We start from the raw sequence: 16772 nt of genomic DNA, 5'->3' as shown, positions 1-16772 counted from the left end.
CTTATTTTCGACGCCAGCGAACACCTTGTGGCGTGTCCTCAAGCACGATTCCTTTTGCAGCGAGCAGATCGCGGATTTCGTCAGAACGCGCAAAGTTTCTTGCTTTGCGAGCTTCTGTGCGCTCTTCGATCAACGCATCAATCTCACTATCCAACAGCTCCTGCTCTTCTGCAATGTCAAGACCAAGAACCTCCGTCAACTCCACCAACAAATCCATGTATGCACGAACTTCGGTTTCGCCTACATTTTGATGACGCAAATAAAGGTTGGCTTCCTTCACCACATCAAAAATAACGGTAATAGCATTCGCTGTATTGATATCATCATCCATCTCAGCAATGAAGCGCTCTCGAAGCTCTCCAATGATTCGTGCCTGCTCCTGTGCCTGATCATTCGGCTCTTCTGCTCGGGCGGTATCCAGACGATGGGAAAGATTCGTATACGCCGTCGTGATTCGATCCAAACCATTGGCCGCTTGTTCGATCAACTCTTCGCTAAAATTGATCGGGTTGCGATAGTGTCCCTGAAGCATAAAGAAGCGAATTAATTGACCGCCGAATTTCTCCGAAAGATCGCGTGCAAGCAAGAAATTCCCGAGGGATTTGGACATTTTTTCGTTGTCGATATTGAGCATGCCGTTGTGCAGCCAGTAGCGAGCAAAAACTTTGCCCGTAAAGCACTCCGACTGGGCAATTTCGTTCTCGTGGTGAGGGAACACAAGGTCTGTTCCGCCTGCATGAATATCGATTTCCTCCCCTAAAAACTTCAGGGCCATTGCCGAGCACTCAATATGCCATCCCGGTCTTCCTTCGCCCCACGGACTATCCCAAGTAACTTCTCCAGTCTTGGCCGCTTTCCAAAGCACAAAGTCCAGGGGATGTTCCTTTTTCTCGTTGATTTCTACACGAGCACCTGCCTGCAAATCATCCAACGGTTGATGCGAAAGCTTTCCGTATTCCTGAAAACGCCCCGTGCGGAAATAGACGTCACCTTCACTCTCGTAGGCAAAGCCTTTTTCAATCAGCCCTTGCACGAATTCAATGATCTCCGGAATGGTCTGCATCACTCGCGGTTGAATATCTGGAGGCGATACGTTCAGTGATTTCAGATCAGCATTGTACGCATCTGTGTATCGATCCGCCACTTCTTTGACAGTGACACCTTCCTGATTCGCCACACGAATCAGTTTGTCATCTACGTCCGTAATGTTTTGCACGAATGTCACTTCGTAGCCACGATATTTCAAGTAACGGCGCAGTGTATCAAATACAATGGCAGGGCGCGCATTTCCAATGTGAATGTAATTGTACACGGTCGGGCCGCACACGTACATTTTTACCTTTCCTGGCTCCAATGTGTGAAACGGTTCCTTTCGCCGCGTCATCGTGTTAGTCAGCTGAATGCCCATCGTTCTTTTTATCCTCCCTCAAAAGCTCCAATTCTTTGCGTAATTGATCAATTTCCTTTTGCATCATACGAATCGTATCCGCTACCGGGTCTGGCATGTTTACATGGTCCAGGTCATTTTTGACCCGCTTGCCATCCTGGATGACGATACGCCCCTTGATTCCTACTACGGTCGAGTTCGGCGGTACCTCCTGCAAAACAACGGCACCAGCCCCTATCTTTGAATTATCGCCAATTTTGAAGGAGCCCAACACCTTTGCTCCCGTTGCAATAATGACATCATTGCCGATCGTAGGGTGACGCTTTCCTTTTTCTTTACCTGTTCCCCCGAGTGTAACCCCTTGATAAATCGTTACATTGTCTCCGATTTCGCACGTCTCTCCGATCACAACACCCATGCCATGGTCAATGAACAGGCCGCGGCCAATTGTCGCGCCCGGGTGAATCTCAATTCCCGTGAAAAAGCGGGATAGTTGAGAGACAATTCGGGCGAGTGTACACAGCTCAGCTTTCCAGAGCCTGTGGGCAATCCGGTGCCCCCATATCGCGTGCAATCCGGAATAGGTCATGACGACTTCCAGCGTACTGCGCGCAGCCGGGTCTCGTTCAAAAACAGCATGAATGTCATCTCTCATCTGTGCTAACATTTTTGGGTGGCACCTCCTGCCTGATTTACCTGCCGAGTGTTCAACTTCCTCTAAAATAAAAAAACGTCCCTATCCCCTCCAATTCGAAGGGACAGAGACGGGTTTACCGTGGTTCCACTCTGCTTAGATCGTCTTGGCTGCAAAGACATAACAAACAACCTCGAACGATCTCGCTCATATCCCGATAACGGCGGGAGGCCGATGACGCCTACTGATATCTTTTCAAAAAGATAGGTTCAGCTCATTGCTCACAGGGGCATTTCCATACAGGACACATCAGATGGCTCTCACCTATCCATCCTCTCTGTAGATGTGCAGACTGTTGTACTTCTCCTGATCGTCGCATTCCTTATTTATAAAAGATAGCCAGCCAATACTTACTGACCGTTTGCAATTACTTGTTGTGCACGTGCAATCACCTTGTCGCGTCCAAGCAGATACAACGTCTCTGCCAAATCACGACCATGCGCCTGGCCAGTTGCTCCTACGCGAACCGGCATAAACAACGCCTTGCCTTTGTGACCCGTTTCCTTTTGCACGTCCTTGAGTACCGCTTTAATAACATCCACATTATATGCATCCTGGGCAGAAAGGTGTTTCACAAAGGAAGCAAGTACTTCCGGCAATTGCGGTTCTTTCAGCACCAGAGTTGCTTCTTCATCGTACACCACTTCGTCGAGGAAGAAAAGGGCTGCCAACGGAACGATTTGCGCACAGTAGGACATTTGCTCTTGGTACAGGCCTACGATACTGCGAACCCATTCGCGCTTCTCAGCAGACAAAGTCTCTTCGATGAAGCCAGCTTTTTGCAGATGCGGGATACACATGTCTGTAATCATATCCAGCGGTTGACGCTTCAAATAAAAGTTGTTCATCCAGTTCATCTTCGTTGCATCAAACACAGCTGGAGACTTGTTCACGCGATCCATTGAGAACAGCTTGATCAGATCTTCCATTAAGAAAATCTCTTCTTCGCCACCTGGAGACCATCCCAAGAGAACAAGGAAGTTCACGATTGCTTCTGGCAAGAAGCCCAGGTCACGGTACTGTTCAATGAACTGAAGAATGCTCTCATCGCGCTTGGACATCTTTTTGCCGTCTTGGTTGAGGATCAGTGCCAAGTGAGCAAAGTCAGGCGCTTCCCATCCAAACGCTTCGTAAATCATCAATTGACGAGGCGTGTTAGACAGATGCTCTTCTCCACGAATGACGTGGCTAATTTTCATCAAATAGTCGTCCACTACAACAGCGAAGTTGTATGTAGGAATCCCATCCGGACGGCAAATAACGAAATCGCCCATCTCGTTGGAGTTGAATGTTACCTGGCCGCGAATCAGGTCGTTCACGACATATTCGCGATCATCCTGAACGAGGAAGTGAATGGATGGCACTCGACCTTCTGCTTCGTACTGAGCCCGCTGCTCGTCCGTTACATGGCGGTGCTTTTCCAGAATGCGTGGTGTTTCTCCACGCGCGAGCTGTTCTTCACGTTCTGCATCCAGCTCTTCTTTTGTCGCGTAGCAGTAGTATGCTTTGCCTTCTGCTAGCAGTTGATCGATATATTTCCGATAAATGTCCAGGCGCTCTGTTTGACGGTACGGTCCATATGGTCCCCCAACGTCTGTACCTTCTTCCCATGTTACGCCGAGCCATTTCAGGTTTTTCATTTGCTCTTCGTCCGCATTTTCCTTATTGCGCGTTTGGTCCGTATCTTCAATCCGAACGATGAACGAACCACCGTGATGTTTCGCAAAAAGATAATTAAAGAGCGCTGTTCGCGCACCGCCGATGTGTAAATGCCCCGTAGGACTCGGCGCATAACGAGTGCGAATTTCTTTCGCCATTGGTAGCACCATCCTTATGAATGTAAAAGGCTATAACCTTGACCTAAGTAAAAACGTATCTAAGGCTTTATGTTACACCTTGCCCCTCTACTTGACAAGCAAGCATACCGCCTGCGAAGCGATTCCTTCCCCTCTGCCTGTAAAACCGAGTTTCTCGGATGTCGTCGCCTTCACATTCACTTGCGAGAGATCGTCTGCCTCCAGCACGCGTGCAATGACTTCACACATTTGCGGAATGTACGGTGCCATTTTCGGCGCTTGAGCAATGATCGTTGCATCCACGTTACCTAATCGGTAGCCGCGCTCCCGAACCAACTTCCATACATGCTCCAGCAGCTTTACGCTATCGGCATCCTTAAAAGCCGGGTCTGTATCCGGAAAATGACGGCCAATATCCCCCTCACCAATCGCTCCAAGAATCGCGTCACTAATCGCATGGAGGAGAACATCCGCGTCAGAATGCCCTAGCAAGCCTTTTTCATTCGGGATGGTGACGCCTCCAATAATGCATGGACGCCCCTCTACTAATTGATGCACGTCAAAACCTTGTCCAATACGCATGAACTACTCTCCCTTTCGTTTCCGCAATATCTCTTCACCAAACCACAGATCGTCTGGCGTCGTAATCTTAATGTTCTCATAGCTTCCCTGCATAATCGATACCGGATGACCCAGCCACTCAACCAGCATCGCATCATCCGTACCCAGCTTCCCTGCTTCCCCTGCTGCCTGATGTGCCTCTCGCAGTAAAGACATACGAAAAGCTTGTGGGGTTTGAACCGCCCACAAGCTTTCCCGTGCCGGGGTTGACTCTACAAGTCCATTTACCCCCACCACTTTAATCGTATCTTTGACAGGTACTGCCATGATCGTTGCCTGATCTTGTTGTACCTGTTTGATCATGTCACTGATCTGTTTGCGAGTGACGAAAGGACGGGCAGCATCGTGAACCAGTACGTAATCGCAATTTGCGGATAGGGAAGCCAAGCCATTTCTCACACTGTCCTGTCGCTCTGCTCCCCCCATAGTAATCACAACCATCAGCTTTTCAGCCGAGATCAAGGTCATTACTTCTGCGTGGTCTGCTTCACTCACCACCAGCACGACTTCATCAATGTCGGGATGAGTAGCAAATAGACGTACCGTATGAGCCAGGATCGGCTCGCCCGCAAGCGGTAACCACAACTTGTTTCGTTGCCCACCCATTCGTTTACCCGAACCGGCTGCAACGATCACGACACCCGTACTCACTGCTTCATCCCTCTCCTGTTGTCTTTTCTATAACGCTCGTTCCAGCAACTTTGGTTTGGCGAAGATCATTCGTCCTGCTGAAGTTTGTAGCACACTCGTTACGAGAACATCGACGTCGTTTCCGATGTATTCTCGTCCGCCCTCTACAACAATCATCGTGCCATCGTCCAGGTAAGCGACACCCTGACCGTGCTCTTTCCCATCCTTGATGACTTGGACGTTCATCTCTTCTCCAGGTAAAACTACGGGCTTGACTGCATTCGCTAAATCATTGATGTTCAATACCGCAACACCTTGCAGCTCACATACCTTGTTCAGGTTGAAGTCGTTTGTTACGACCTTTCCGTTAATGAGCTTTGCGAGCTTGATCAGCTTGCTGTCCACCTCGGATACTTCTTCAAAATCGCCTTCCCAAATCTGAACCTTTACCTTCATTTCTTTTTGAATCTTGTTCAAGATATCCAGACCCCGACGACCGCGGTTTCTCTTCAGTACATCGGAGGAATCGGCGATATGCTGCAACTCCTCTAACACAAATCCCGGAATGACCAGAACCCCTTCTAGAAAGCCGGTACGGCAAATATCTGCGATGCGTCCGTCAATAATGACACTGGTATCGAGGATTTTATTTTCCAGGTTAACGGTAGTTGTTGCGCTATCCTTTTTCTTATCCTTACGTCCAATCGAAAATACCGACATAATCTCGTCCCGCTTGCGAAACCCTACCTGGAAGCCCAAATAACCGAGCAACCCGGAAACAATTAACGGCAAAAGATCTCCCACAAATGGAATCGGAATTTTACTGATGGGCAGGAATAATAAGAATGCAACAATAAGACCACTAATCAACCCCATCGCTCCGAACATCACATCGACAACCGGCATTTTGACGAGTGTCTCTTCACCCCATCGAACGATGCGCAGAACATAATCCACAACCCAATTCGCTAAAAAGAAAAACAAGATGGCACCTAGTACAGCCCCAATATATTGCGATCCGGCTACTACACCAAAGTTTAACAGTGGGTCGAGCAACGAGAACAATTCGTCACCAAATCGATACCCCAATCCGGCACCAATCAAAACAAAAATGAATTTTCCTACTCGGCGTAACATGCCTTCACCTCCTTTTACTAATATAGACAGAAGCCTAAGAGTAAAAACCTATTTTTTTCCAAATCATTATAATGCTTCATCTTACTTTCCCTCACTATAGCAAAAAAGATTTTGCCATGTCAAATAGCCAAAAATTTTAACATAGTTGTCATTTTCTCGTCAACCCGGGAACACTCGTTTCCTTCGATGTTAAATTGACAGGGAGCTGACTCCCTTCTTATAATGTCAGTATCGTAATGAGAGAAAATTATGACGATACCAACAGCCTAAAGCAGAGGTGAACCAGATGGACAATCGAAACATAGACGACTTTCAAACGCAAGTATCCGAGCTTTTAATCAGACATCGTAGCGTACTGGACGTCATGTCCAAAGTTCAGGAAACGGCATCCCGCATTAACCGTTCACTGACAAAAGCCATCACCGAATGCGGCTGTGTCGAAGTGGTTGCCAAAAAACAGACGTACGATTCAAACAAGAACCTGGAGGACAACAAGTCCCATTTGGACACCCACTTTAACGGACCGCTGTGCGAGCATTGTCGCGATGTAGTTACTGCTGAGCTTGGCAAAAACCTCTTTTACCTCACTGCCTTGTGCAATATTACAGACATTAAGCTAGAAGATGTCCTTCAGAAGGAATCCAACCGATTGAATACTTTGGGTGTCTTCAACCTGTCTTAAAAGTCCGCTACTCGTATTACGAATGAACCCTAAAAAAAGTTGCATACAAAAAAGAAAAACCCGCACATTGAAGTGTGGGTTTTTTTATGCCGAAACTATTCAAACGGAACGGATTCTTTCTCTTTGTTTTTACGCTTACGTAATTTTTTGACGAGAAAGTCAACGTTTTTTTTTATTCCGTAGAGTGCATAAAAAGCAAGTGGCAAGAAAACAATTTTTGGAAACTGCTGCGGATACTTAATCGCTACAATAACCACAATCGCGATGATAATGGGTGTGATCCAGTAAGCAGACTTTGGAATCCCCACTTTTTTAAAGTTAGGATACTTGACCTTTGATACCATCAAAAAGGCAAGCAGCAACATACTTACGGCAAGCAATACCGGAGTGAACACTTGGTGATAGAGTGCGAGCGTAGCCAGTACGCCCCCCGCTGCCGTAATCGGCAAACCGATGAAATACCCCGGAACCCCGGCCTGTACGTTAAAACGCGCCAAACGAAGCGCACCACAGATCGGAAAAATGGCTGTAATGAGAATCCCAAGCAAATCAAAGTGTTGCAAGACGACAACATACATAATGAACGCCGGCGCAATCCCAAAAGTAATAACGTCAGAAAGGGAATCCAATTCCTTCCCGAACTCACTTTGGGCGTTTAACATACGAGCTACACGTCCATCCAGCCCGTCTGCCAGCATACCAATGATCACTGTGATCGCTGCATATTCGACGTATTGATCGCCTCGAAACGCAAGAATAATTGCTAAAACTCCCAGAAACAAGTTGCTTACGGTTAGTATGTTCGGTAACGATTTCACGAACATAGACTACCTCCTGATTTCTTTTGCGTAAGGAGCAGGTTATCCTGTTGACCTTGTTTTCATCCAAGTCCCTTAGGCAAATGCTGAATACAAATAATGCCTTTATCCTATTCTACTTTAAATGTGCCTGTCAATGAACACTTGTTCTTGAATCCGTTTCAGTCCCTCTTTAATCGCTCTCGCTCGAACCTCACCAATGCCTTCCACTTCGTCTAATTCCTGAATCGTTGCCATCATGATTCGTGGCAGATGATGAAAATGCTCTACCAGATTCGAGATGATTGTAACGGGCAGACGCCTGATCTTGTACAGGATCCGATAACCTCTAGGGGAAACGGATTCATCGAGCATACTGGCATTAGAGGAATACCCCAGCGTTCGTAAAAAAGAAGTGAGCTCCAGCATTTCCTCTGAGTTCAATTTTTTCATGTCCCGCAGTACAAGATCAGGTGAATAGGATGGATCTCGGGAATAATCCCGAATAAGCATATGGGCCTCTTCCTCAATGTTTGAAACCAGTTCCTCCAACTGCATACTGACGAGCCTTCCTTCTACCCCTAGCTCACATATGTACTTGGAGACCTCAGTCTTAATACGTAACACCATCTCAATCCGTTGCAAAACCGAGGCAACTTCATGCAAAGTAACGAGCTCCTCAAATTCTAACGCACCGAGATTCGTCAAAGTTTGATCAAGGACGGCCTTGTATTTCTCAAGGGTAGATACAGCTTGATTCGCCTTGGCCAGAATGACACTGATTTCGCTTAAGACATACCGGAAACTCCCCTGATACAGCGTGATCACATTGCGACGCTGGGAGATAGCAATGACCAGATGATTCGTTTGAATGGCCGTACGTTGTGCTGTACGATGCCGTGTGCCCGTCTCGCTCGTGGGGATTGAGGAGGGTGGGAAGATTTGCGTATTCGCGTACAGGATGCGTTTTGCGTCTTCACTTACTATAATCGCCCCATCCATCTTCGCTAATTCATACAAATGGGCAGGAGAAAAATCACAATTGATGGAAAAACCGCCATCGACAATCGACTTCATCTCCGGACCGCACCCAATAACGATCAAGCCCCCTGTTTTGGCCCGTAAAACATTTTCCAACCCTTCACGAAGCTGTGTGCCGGGTGCCACGAGACGAAGCACATCACCGATTTGCGGAGTTCTTTTGATGTTCCCCTGCATGCCCACTCCTACCTCCTTATCACCTCGTTCAACGCATCGGCGATATTGCTCACACCAATTACTTGAATATCTGCTGGCGCATCCAGCCCGCGGATGTTTTTCTCCGGTATGATGACACGCTTAAAGCCTAATTTATGGGCTTCTCGTACTCGTTGCTCAATACGGGAGACACCGCGCACCTCACCAGTCAAGCCAATTTCTCCGATAACGACATCATGCGGATTGGTAGCGTGGTCACGGAAACTGCTTGCAATGCTTACGGCAATCGCCAAATCAACCGCTGGCTCATCTAATCTGACCCCACCTGCTACGTTTACATAAGCATCCTGATTTTGCAGCATCATGCCCATGCGCTTTTCCAACACCGCCATGATCATCGCCACACGCTGATGATCGACCCCTGTTGCCGTTCTCCGTGGGGTTACAAAGCTGGTCGGGGCAACGAGAGCTTGTAGCTCAACCAAAACGGGACGTGTGCCCTCCATACTGGCTACGACTGTGGAACCCGCAACACCAAATGGACGCTCTGCCAAAAATATCTCAGATGGATTCGCCACTTCCTCCAGACCGCGATCCTTCATCTCGAAAATACCGATTTCGTTTGTCGAACCAAAACGGTTTTTGACGGCACGCAAAATTCGAAACGTATTGTGACGCTCCCCTTCAAAATAGAGAACAGCATCCACCATGTGCTCAAGCATACGCGGACCGGCGATGGAGCCTTCCTTGGTTACGTGACCGACGATGAAGGTACCAATCCCTTTCCCTTTTGCAATCCGCATCAATTGGGCTGTTGCCTCCCGCACTTGTGCGACACTCCCCGCTGCCGATTGGATCGTCGGGTGAAACACGGTCTGGATCGAGTCAATAATCAGAACATCCGGGTCTACTTGATTAATATGCTGTTCGATCAAATCCAAATCATTTTCTGCCAATACAAACATCGGCGGCGTTTGCAAATGGAGTCGATCCGCGCGAATTTTGATTTGTTTTGCCGACTCCTCTCCAGATACATAGAGAACCTTCGCCCCTTGATGAGCCAAGGCAAAAGAAGTTTGCAAAAGCAATGTCGATTTCCCGATTCCAGGGTCTCCCCCAACCAAAATGAGTGAACCCGGAACAAGTCCTCCACCAAGAACACGATTCAATTCTCCGATCGTCGTATCCATGCGTGGGTCTTCTTCACTGGCTACCTGGGTCAGTGGAATAGCAGATTGACGCTGGCCGCCACTCATCCCTTCGTGACGATGTGCAGTTTTTACCGTCACTTCCTCTACCAGGGTGTTCCAACTGCTGCATCCCGGGCATTTCCCCATCCATTTTGGCGATTCATAGCCACATTCTTGACACGCGTATTTCGTTTTATACTTTGACATAATCGCACCCTCACTTGGATTTCTTTCTCTACTTTTATCATAATAACGCACCCAAAAAAAGAATACCTCCCGAATCAGGAGGCATTCTATTACGTTTCAACCCAGCTTATGATTTCGTTTTTTCAAGGCGCTTGACTACCAGCTTGCCTTCTTCCGCTTCGATATTGACGGTATCGCCTTTACTGATCGTGCCCTTGAGCAATTCCTCGGACAAATTATCCTCGATGTGGCGCTGGATAGCTCGACGCAGAGGACGTGCACCATAGGCCGGATCAAAGCCTTCTTTTGCCAATACTTTCTTGGCTTCTTCGGTCAATTGGAAATCAATGTCCTGCTCTTTCAAACGTTTACGCAGCTCATCTGTCATGAGAGTTACGATTTGCTCGATATGCTCTTGCTCCAAGGAGTGGAACACGATGACTTCGTCGATACGGTTCAAGAACTCAGGACGGAAGCTCTTCTTCAGCTCATCCATGACTTTGTCCTTCATATCCTGATACTTTCTTTCCGAATCATTGGTCGTGAAGCCGAGCGTTGTATTTTTCTTGATCATGCTGGCTCCGACGTTGGAAGTCATGATGACAACCGTATTGCGGAAGTCGACGGTACGTCCCTTGGAGTCTGTCAAACGACCATCATCCAGAACTTGTAGCAGGATGTTGAATACGTCTGGGTGAGCTTTCTCGATTTCGTCCAGTAAAATGACGGAGTAAGGCTTACGGCGCACTTTTTCGGTCAGCTGACCGCCCTCGTCAAAGCCTACGTAGCCTGGAGGGGCACCTACCAGACGAGCGGTGGAATGCTTCTCCATGTACTCGGACATATCCACGCGGATCATGGCATCCTCGTCACCGAAAAGCGTCTCCGCCACGGCACGAGCCAATTCGGTTTTACCCACACCGGTAGGCCCCAGGAAGATAAACGAGCCGATTGGGCGTTTTGGGTCTTTCAAACCAGCACGGGCACGGCGGATCGCACGCGAAATGGATTTGACTGCTTCATCTTGACCAATAACGCGATCGTGCAAAATCTCTTCCATCTTCAACAAGCGCTCTGTTTCTTCTTCCTTCAGCTTTAACACAGGAATACCCGTCCAGCTCGCCACTACTTGCGCGATGTCTTCTGGCGTAACCTCCATGTTCAGCTGGCCTTGGCGTTCTTTCCAGTCTTTTTTCGTTTTATCCAGTTCTTCACGCAGTTTTTGCTCCTGATCGCGAAGTGCTGCTGCTTCCTCGAACTCTTGTGATTGTACGGCAGCGTCTTTTTCCTTGCGCACCTCTTCCAGACGTCCCTCCAGCTCTTTGAGGTTTGGCGGAACGGTAAAGGATTGCAAGCGGACTTTCGATGCCGCCTCGTCAACCAAGTCGATGGCCTTGTCAGGCAGGAAGCGTTCCGTAATATAGCGGTCAGACAGCTTTACTGCCTGCTCGATTGCTTCATCGGTAATTTTGACACGGTGGTGGGCTTCATAACGATCACGAAGGCCATGCAGGATACGAATGGCATCCTCCGCTGTCGGTTCATCAACCTGAATCGGTTGGAAACGACGCTCCAGTGCCGCGTCTTTTTCGATGTACTTGCGATATTCATCCAGCGTTGTAGCACCTACGCACTGTAGCTCACCACGAGCCAGCGCAGGCTTCAAAATGTTAGAGGCGTCAATTGCGCCTTCTGCTCCACCAGCACCAATCAGGGTGTGCAGCTCATCAATAAACAGGATGATGTTTCCTGCTTGGCGAATTTCGTCCATGATTTTTTTCAGACGATCTTCGAACTCACCGCGATATTTGGTTCCCGCAACAACGGTTCCCATATCGAGGGTCATGACGCGCTTATCACGAAGGGTCTCCGGAATTTCGTTGTTCACGATTTTTTGGGCAAGACCTTCTGCGATAGCTGTTTTCCCGACACCAGGCTCCCCAATTAAAACAGGGTTGTTCTTGGTACGTCTGCTAAGTACTTGGATCACACGCTCGATTTCTTTTTGGCGACCGATAACCGGGTCCAGACCGCCGTCACGAGCGATTGCAGTCAGATCCCTTGCCAAGCCGTCCAATGTCGGCGTATTCGCCGCTGGATTCCCTCCAGACGGTTGATGAGATGCCATCATTTCCGAGCTGCCCAGCAGCTGGAGCACCTGTTGCCGTGCCTTGTTCAGGCTAACGCCCAAATTGTTCATGATTCTCGCAGCAATGCCTTCTCCCTCACGGATCAAGCCAAGCAGAATATGTTCAGTCCCCACATAGGTATGACCCAGCTTGCGGGCTTCGTCCATCGACAGTTCAATGACCTTTTTGGCGCGAGGTGTATAGTTTGGTGTGTAATTACTACCGGACTGCTCTGTTCCTCGCCCGATTAACGACTCCACTTCACTCTGGATTTTATCGAGGCCAAGCCCAAGTGATTGCAGTGCCTTCGCCGCAATTCCTTCGCCTTCTCGAATGAGTCCCAGCAGCACATGCTCTGTCCCAATATCTTTGTGTCCGAGACGAACCGCCTCTTCCAGGGCAAGCGCCAGTACTTTTTGTGCGCGTTCTGTAAAACGTCCAAACATCATATCGTACACCTCCGTATAACCGTGTTTTTTCTCTATATGGTTAACAATTGCGTGATACCATTACGATTACTCTTGTGATTCTACTACGCGTAGACGTTCGCGGATCAGCCTTGCCCTTCTTTCGTCGCGTTGGTCCGGAGTGAGCTTTTGACCAGCGTGGTGTTGTAAAAAACCTGGCTGTGTCGTGACCAACAGTTCGTTTAAGACGAGCGGAGATACATTAGGAATGATGCCTAGATCAATCCCCAGACGTACATCTGACAGGCGCTGAGCCGCTTCCTTGGACTCTACCGTGCGGGCATACATCAAGATGCCATACGACCGAAAAATCCGATCCTCCAAAGAAACCCGGGTATGCTCCAGCAAGTAAGTGCGTGCCACACGCTCTTGCTCAATAATCTGTCTGGCCACACCGTAGAGATTGGAAAGGATATCCGACTCAGACATCCCCAGTGTGACCTGATTGGATAACTGAAAAAGATTCCCTAGAGCTTCGCTGCCCTCTCCGTAAATTCCTCTAACGACCAGACCAACTTGATTAATCGCCTGTAAAATTCTGCTGATCTGCTGCGTCATCACCAGAGCGGGCAGGTGCAGCATCACGGATGCACGAATTCCCGTACCCACATTGGTTGGGCAGCTTGTAAGATATCCTCGAGTTTCGTCGAACGCGTAGTTCAAGCTTTTCTCAAAAATGTCGTCTATCTTCGTACCTATTTCCCATGCCTCGTTCAAACGAAACCCGGGTAATAGTACCTGTATTCGAATGTGGTCTTCTTCATTAACCATAATGCTGACAGACTCATCTTCCCGAAGCAATACGGCACCTTTACGGGATTCCTCTGCCAGATGAGGGCTAATCAGATGCTTTTCTACGAGCACCCGTTTTTCTAACGGGTTAATTTGATCCATATGGATGACCTGAAGCTGATGCCGTTTGCGCATTGCCTCCGAATCGCTTACTTCCGTTACCTTTCTGACGACTTCCTCGGCCTGCGAGTCCGTTGCCAATAACGGAAAGGGGTGCTGGCGCAGGTTACGGGCGATACGCAGCCGTGTACTAATGACAATGTCGGAATCAGGACCTTCTCCTTTCATCCAATTGCTCCACGGGTTTTGCATAAACTGCTTTTGGGACATAACCAGCTAACCTCCCTTGCTACGATTGGGCCATTTTTTGTTCCAATGCTCGAATTCGATCACGCATTTCTGCTGCCTTCTCGAACTCTTCACTGGCGACATGACTTTGCAGCGCTTGCTTTAGTTGCTCCAGCTCTTTACGGATCTTCAGTTTGCCACCGGTACGCTCTGGTACTTTTCCACTATGCTGTGTGTTTCCATGAATCCGGCGGAAAAGTGGGTCCAGTCGATCCCCCAAAAAGGTGTAGCAATCACTACAGCCAAATCGGCCGCTTTTACTAAATTGAGCATATGTGAGTCCACATGTTTCGCATTGAAGCGGCTTATTCGTTGCCGTTTCGCGTCCATTCTTTTGCATGGGATCAAATTTTAAAAGTCCTGACAGGAGATTGTTGATGCTGAAGTTGTGAAAGCCGGTAAAGACGTCCCCTTTTTCATGAGCACATTGCTCGCAAATATGGTATTCGGTTTTTTCGCCATTGACGATTTTCGTCAAATGAAGTGTCGCCGGTCGTTTTCCGCATTCCTCACAGTTCATAACATCATACCTCCTTTTACTTCAACAAGATTGCCGCGATCATCTGCTTTAAAATATTTGCCCGCAAACGATCCCGCAATTCAGCTTCCAGAGTCAAAACGTTTCGCGAGGTAGCGATTTTCATCAAGGTGGCTTCTCTAATGTTGACTAACCCTTCCTCCAATAGTCTTTCTACGATCGCATATCCCACACTCTGACTGATGCTCTCACCAATCAGTTCTTCTGTTAGCAATTCCTGCAAGCGTGCTTTGCTGACAATCTGCACCTTGCGTATGCGAATATACCCGCCGCCCCCGCGCTTACTCTCTACGAGGTATCCTTTTTGAACGGTAAAGCGCGTATTGATGACGTAATTGATCTGAGACGGCACACATTGAAAATGGTCGGCAAGCTCACTACGCTGAATCTCGATCGATCCATTGGGACTGTTAGTAAGGATGCTTTTCAAGTGATGTTCAATGATGTCCGAGATGTTTCGCAAGTCATCGCCTCCTATTCCTCTGTGTATGTTCTTATGAGGTTACCTATTGACTTTGACTATCTTTGACGTTAATTATAATGGGTTTAGTGCGTGCCCGCAAGTGTCCCTTACACATTCTAGTGTGGGCAAAAGAGGGTCGCTTGAAACTTGGACATGATCAACAAAAAAACCACTCCCTGAGGAATGGTTTATGCTTGTTCTTGCTTATTGGTGTCGATTGCTGGCAAATGATTCAGTAGCTGAGAGAAGCTGGTGATAATAACATCTGCCCCATCAAGCTCGCCTGGTTTCGCAAAACCAAAGTCGCATCCAATGGTAAATAAACCGTTTGTCTTGCCTGCTTCCACGTCGGAGTGACGATCTCCTACCATGATGGCCTGCCCAATTTTGTAATCAGACAACAATTTTGCAACCAGGTCATTTTTGGAATGCGTGCGGAAACGACCAGCCGAGTACAGGTCTGTCATCAGCGGCTTTAACTCGTATGCCTGACAAATGGCATCGATGTACTCTTCCTGCCCATTGCTTGCTACAAATAAAGCAACTCCTTTTTCATGCAGCTTTTCTAAGGTTGATTTTACATCCGGATATAGCTCGGTCACTCGTTCTTTGAGTAACTGGATTTCGTTGTCTAGCAAGAAAGCATCTGCTGAGCGAATGGCTTCTTCACTCGCACCCGGCAGTAATTTGTCCCAGATCTGCTCGATCGTCATTCCCAGTACATTGATCAGTTCACGCTCGTCAGGGGTTTCCCCTTGCCATAGCCCTTTTTGACGAAGCTGGTCAAACGTTCGAATAAAAGCGGGGGTCGACAGCTTTTCTGTTTGCAGTAACGTGCCATCCATATCAAATAATATCGCGAATGGTACAGTCATGGGTTCCTCCATTTTGTCTGGCTAGGCAGCTATTCTACTTTTCCTGGCAACATATTCATATCATCCATGATAAACTCAGTAATTCGTTGTGCAGCATCTGGCTTGGAGATTTTTTGTCCCATTCTACGCATATATTCCACCTTGGACGGGCTATGCAATAGTTCATCGATAAAGTAAATCAACTGCTCGGATAGATTCGCGTGTACCGCACATCCATTATTGAGCAAAAAGTGGCTATTCCTCTCTTCCTGTCCAGGCAGAGGGTTGTAAACAATCATGGGTACCCGTTTACTCATTACTTCAGCTGATGTAAGTCCGCCTGATTTGGTGACAATTAAATCAGCCGTTTCCAAGTATTCGTGGAAGTTATTGATGAATTTTAGCGGAATGACTTCATGCCGATACGTACGATTTGTCACCTTATTGTATAGCTTGTCGTTTGTCCCTGTTAACACAAAAGTTTTCAGGGGAATGTTAATCTCTTCTAGCCCATCTAATACCTTTTCCATCGAGCCGAGACCCAATCCGCCCCCCGAAAGAATAATGCTCTTTTGTTCAGGAGCGAGACCAAGCTTTTGCCGAATCAATTCGGGTTCCAATGGCAAGCTGAATTTCTTCATGATAGGAATGCCCATCGGAATGAATTTTTGATGATCCTGTCGATAAACGTCTAACAGGTAATACAGCTGTTCATGACCGATGAAGTAATAATTGATATGGTGATTAATCCATGAAGGATGGATGGTATAGTCCGTAATGATCGTATAGATTGGTTCCTTCCAATCATTTCTTCCCTTCAGTACGGAGAGCATACAGCTTGCAAACGGATGCGTAGCAATAAAG

General features: G+C 47.8%; 16 protein-coding genes and 1 other annotated feature (1 of these 17 cut by a window edge). Of the genes, 1 reads left to right on the top strand and 15 read right to left on the bottom strand.

Features of this window, described 5'->3' with window-relative positions:
- Position 1: 1 nt before the first annotated feature.
- From cysS to BBR47_RS01205, 6 genes are all read right to left on the bottom strand, one after another.
- Positions 2–1408 (bottom strand): cysteine--tRNA ligase, encoded by a 1407-nt coding sequence (cysS, locus tag BBR47_RS01230; protein WP_012683966.1) that lies wholly within the window; start codon positions 1406–1408, stop codon positions 2–4.
- Positions 1389–2054 (bottom strand): serine O-acetyltransferase, encoded by a 666-nt coding sequence (gene cysE / locus BBR47_RS01225; protein ID WP_012683965.1) that lies wholly within the window; start codon positions 2052–2054, stop codon positions 1389–1391. Before cysE ends, cysS begins: the two co-directional genes overlap by 20 nt.
- Before the next feature lie 90 nt (positions 2055–2144).
- Positions 2145–2404: a binding site (T-box leader), on the bottom strand.
- A gap of 27 nt (positions 2405–2431) precedes the next feature.
- On the bottom strand, positions 2432–3898 hold the full coding sequence (gltX, locus tag BBR47_RS01220) for a glutamate--tRNA ligase (RefSeq protein WP_012683964.1): 1467 nt from the start codon (positions 3896–3898) through the stop codon (positions 2432–2434).
- Between the two features lie 87 nt (positions 3899–3985).
- Positions 3986–4459 carry a 2-C-methyl-D-erythritol 2,4-cyclodiphosphate synthase gene (ispF, locus tag BBR47_RS01215; protein WP_012683963.1) on the bottom strand — a complete coding sequence of 158 codons (474 nt, stop codon included), beginning with the start codon at positions 4457–4459 and terminating at the stop codon, positions 3986–3988.
- A gap of 3 nt (positions 4460–4462) precedes the next feature.
- Positions 4463–5149: a 2-C-methyl-D-erythritol 4-phosphate cytidylyltransferase gene (ispD, locus tag BBR47_RS01210; protein ID WP_012683962.1), complete on the bottom strand. Its 687-nt coding sequence runs from the start codon at positions 5147–5149 to the stop codon at positions 4463–4465.
- 27 nt (positions 5150–5176) lie between these two features.
- Complete coding sequence (locus BBR47_RS01205; RefSeq protein WP_012683961.1) at positions 5177–6265, bottom strand: PIN/TRAM domain-containing protein; 1089 nt, start codon at positions 6263–6265, stop codon at positions 5177–5179.
- 286 nt (positions 6266–6551) lie between these two features.
- Between BBR47_RS01205 and BBR47_RS01200 the strand changes: the two genes are divergently transcribed.
- Positions 6552–6947 (top strand): hypothetical protein, encoded by a 396-nt coding sequence (locus BBR47_RS01200; protein ID WP_007716195.1) that lies wholly within the window; start codon positions 6552–6554, stop codon positions 6945–6947.
- A 95-nt stretch (positions 6948–7042) separates the two neighbouring features.
- On the opposite strand, the gene pssA is transcribed toward BBR47_RS01200, so the two are convergent.
- The 9 genes from pssA to BBR47_RS01155 form a co-directional block, all read right to left on the bottom strand.
- Positions 7043–7771: a CDP-diacylglycerol--serine O-phosphatidyltransferase gene (pssA, locus tag BBR47_RS01195; protein WP_012683960.1), complete on the bottom strand. Its 729-nt coding sequence runs from the start codon at positions 7769–7771 to the stop codon at positions 7043–7045.
- A 114-nt stretch (positions 7772–7885) separates the two neighbouring features.
- On the bottom strand, positions 7886–8962 hold the full coding sequence (gene disA / locus BBR47_RS01190; RefSeq protein ID WP_012683959.1) for a DNA integrity scanning diadenylate cyclase DisA: 1077 nt from the start codon (positions 8960–8962) through the stop codon (positions 7886–7888).
- Between the two features lie 8 nt (positions 8963–8970).
- A complete protein-coding gene (gene radA, locus BBR47_RS01185) occupies positions 8971–10338 on the bottom strand; it encodes a DNA repair protein RadA (protein WP_012683958.1) in 1368 nt (455 codons plus the stop codon).
- A gap of 106 nt (positions 10339–10444) precedes the next feature.
- On the bottom strand, positions 10445–12895 hold the full coding sequence (locus BBR47_RS01180) for an ATP-dependent Clp protease ATP-binding subunit (RefSeq protein ID WP_041749199.1): 2451 nt from the start codon (positions 12893–12895) through the stop codon (positions 10445–10447).
- Positions 12896–12961: 66 nt separating this feature from the next.
- Positions 12962–14035 (bottom strand): protein arginine kinase, encoded by a 1074-nt coding sequence (locus BBR47_RS01175; RefSeq protein ID WP_012683956.1) that lies wholly within the window; start codon positions 14033–14035, stop codon positions 12962–12964.
- A 19-nt stretch (positions 14036–14054) separates the two neighbouring features.
- The gene (locus tag BBR47_RS01170; protein ID WP_012683955.1) at positions 14055–14573 is read right to left on the bottom strand and encodes a UvrB/UvrC motif-containing protein; all 519 of its coding nucleotides are present in this window, start codon (positions 14571–14573) and stop codon (positions 14055–14057) included.
- Between the two features lie 16 nt (positions 14574–14589).
- Positions 14590–15054, bottom strand: coding sequence for a CtsR family transcriptional regulator (locus tag BBR47_RS01165; RefSeq protein WP_012683954.1), 465 nt, complete (start codon positions 15052–15054; stop codon positions 14590–14592).
- A gap of 188 nt (positions 15055–15242) precedes the next feature.
- The gene (locus BBR47_RS01160; RefSeq protein WP_012683953.1) at positions 15243–15929 is read right to left on the bottom strand and encodes an HAD hydrolase-like protein; all 687 of its coding nucleotides are present in this window, start codon (positions 15927–15929) and stop codon (positions 15243–15245) included.
- 29 nt (positions 15930–15958) lie between these two features.
- Positions 15959–16772 carry the 3' portion of an MGDG synthase family glycosyltransferase gene (locus BBR47_RS01155; protein WP_012683952.1) on the bottom strand. It continues 308 nt past the right edge of the window, so the window shows 814 of its 1122 coding nt (coding positions 309–1122); the start codon falls outside the window, past its right edge — the gene reads right to left on this strand; its stop codon occupies positions 15959–15961.

The organism is Brevibacillus brevis NBRC 100599, from assembly GCF_000010165.1.
GTDB classification, from domain to species: Bacteria; Bacillota; Bacilli; order Brevibacillales; family Brevibacillaceae; genus Brevibacillus; species Brevibacillus brevis_D.
This window is presented reverse-complemented; position numbering and strand designations above follow the sequence as displayed.

Excerpts from the sequence above, each read along its gene's own strand:
- BBR47_RS01175 (WP_012683956.1), bottom strand. The coding sequence starts at position 14,035 with ATGTCCCAAAAGCAGTTTATGCAAAACCCGTGGAGCAATTGGATGAAA.
- BBR47_RS01205 (WP_012683961.1), bottom strand. The coding sequence starts at position 6,265 with ATGTTACGCCGAGTAGGAAAATTCATTTTTGTTTTGATTGGTGCCGGA.
- disA (WP_012683959.1), bottom strand. The coding sequence starts at position 8,962 with ATGCAGGGGAACATCAAAAGAACTCCGCAAATCGGTGATGTGCTTCGT.
- ispF (WP_012683963.1), bottom strand. The coding sequence starts at position 4,459 with ATGCGTATTGGACAAGGTTTTGACGTGCATCAATTAGTAGAGGGGCGT.
- BBR47_RS01170 (WP_012683955.1), bottom strand. The coding sequence starts at position 14,573 with ATGAACTGTGAGGAATGCGGAAAACGACCGGCGACACTTCATTTGACG.
- cysE (WP_012683965.1), bottom strand. The coding sequence starts at position 2,054 with ATGTTAGCACAGATGAGAGATGACATTCATGCTGTTTTTGAACGAGAC.
- BBR47_RS01180 (WP_041749199.1), bottom strand. The coding sequence starts at position 12,895 with ATGATGTTTGGACGTTTTACAGAACGCGCACAAAAAGTACTGGCGCTT.
- pssA (WP_012683960.1), bottom strand. The coding sequence starts at position 7,771 with ATGTTCGTGAAATCGTTACCGAACATACTAACCGTAAGCAACTTGTTT.
- BBR47_RS01160 (WP_012683953.1), bottom strand. The coding sequence starts at position 15,929 with ATGACTGTACCATTCGCGATATTATTTGATATGGATGGCACGTTACTG.
- BBR47_RS01200 (WP_007716195.1), top strand. The coding sequence starts at position 6,552 with ATGGACAATCGAAACATAGACGACTTTCAAACGCAAGTATCCGAGCTT.
- cysS (WP_012683966.1), bottom strand. The coding sequence starts at position 1,408 with ATGGGCATTCAGCTGACTAACACGATGACGCGGCGAAAGGAACCGTTT.
- radA (WP_012683958.1), bottom strand. The coding sequence starts at position 10,338 with ATGTCAAAGTATAAAACGAAATACGCGTGTCAAGAATGTGGCTATGAA.
- gltX (WP_012683964.1), bottom strand. The coding sequence starts at position 3,898 with ATGGCGAAAGAAATTCGCACTCGTTATGCGCCGAGTCCTACGGGGCAT.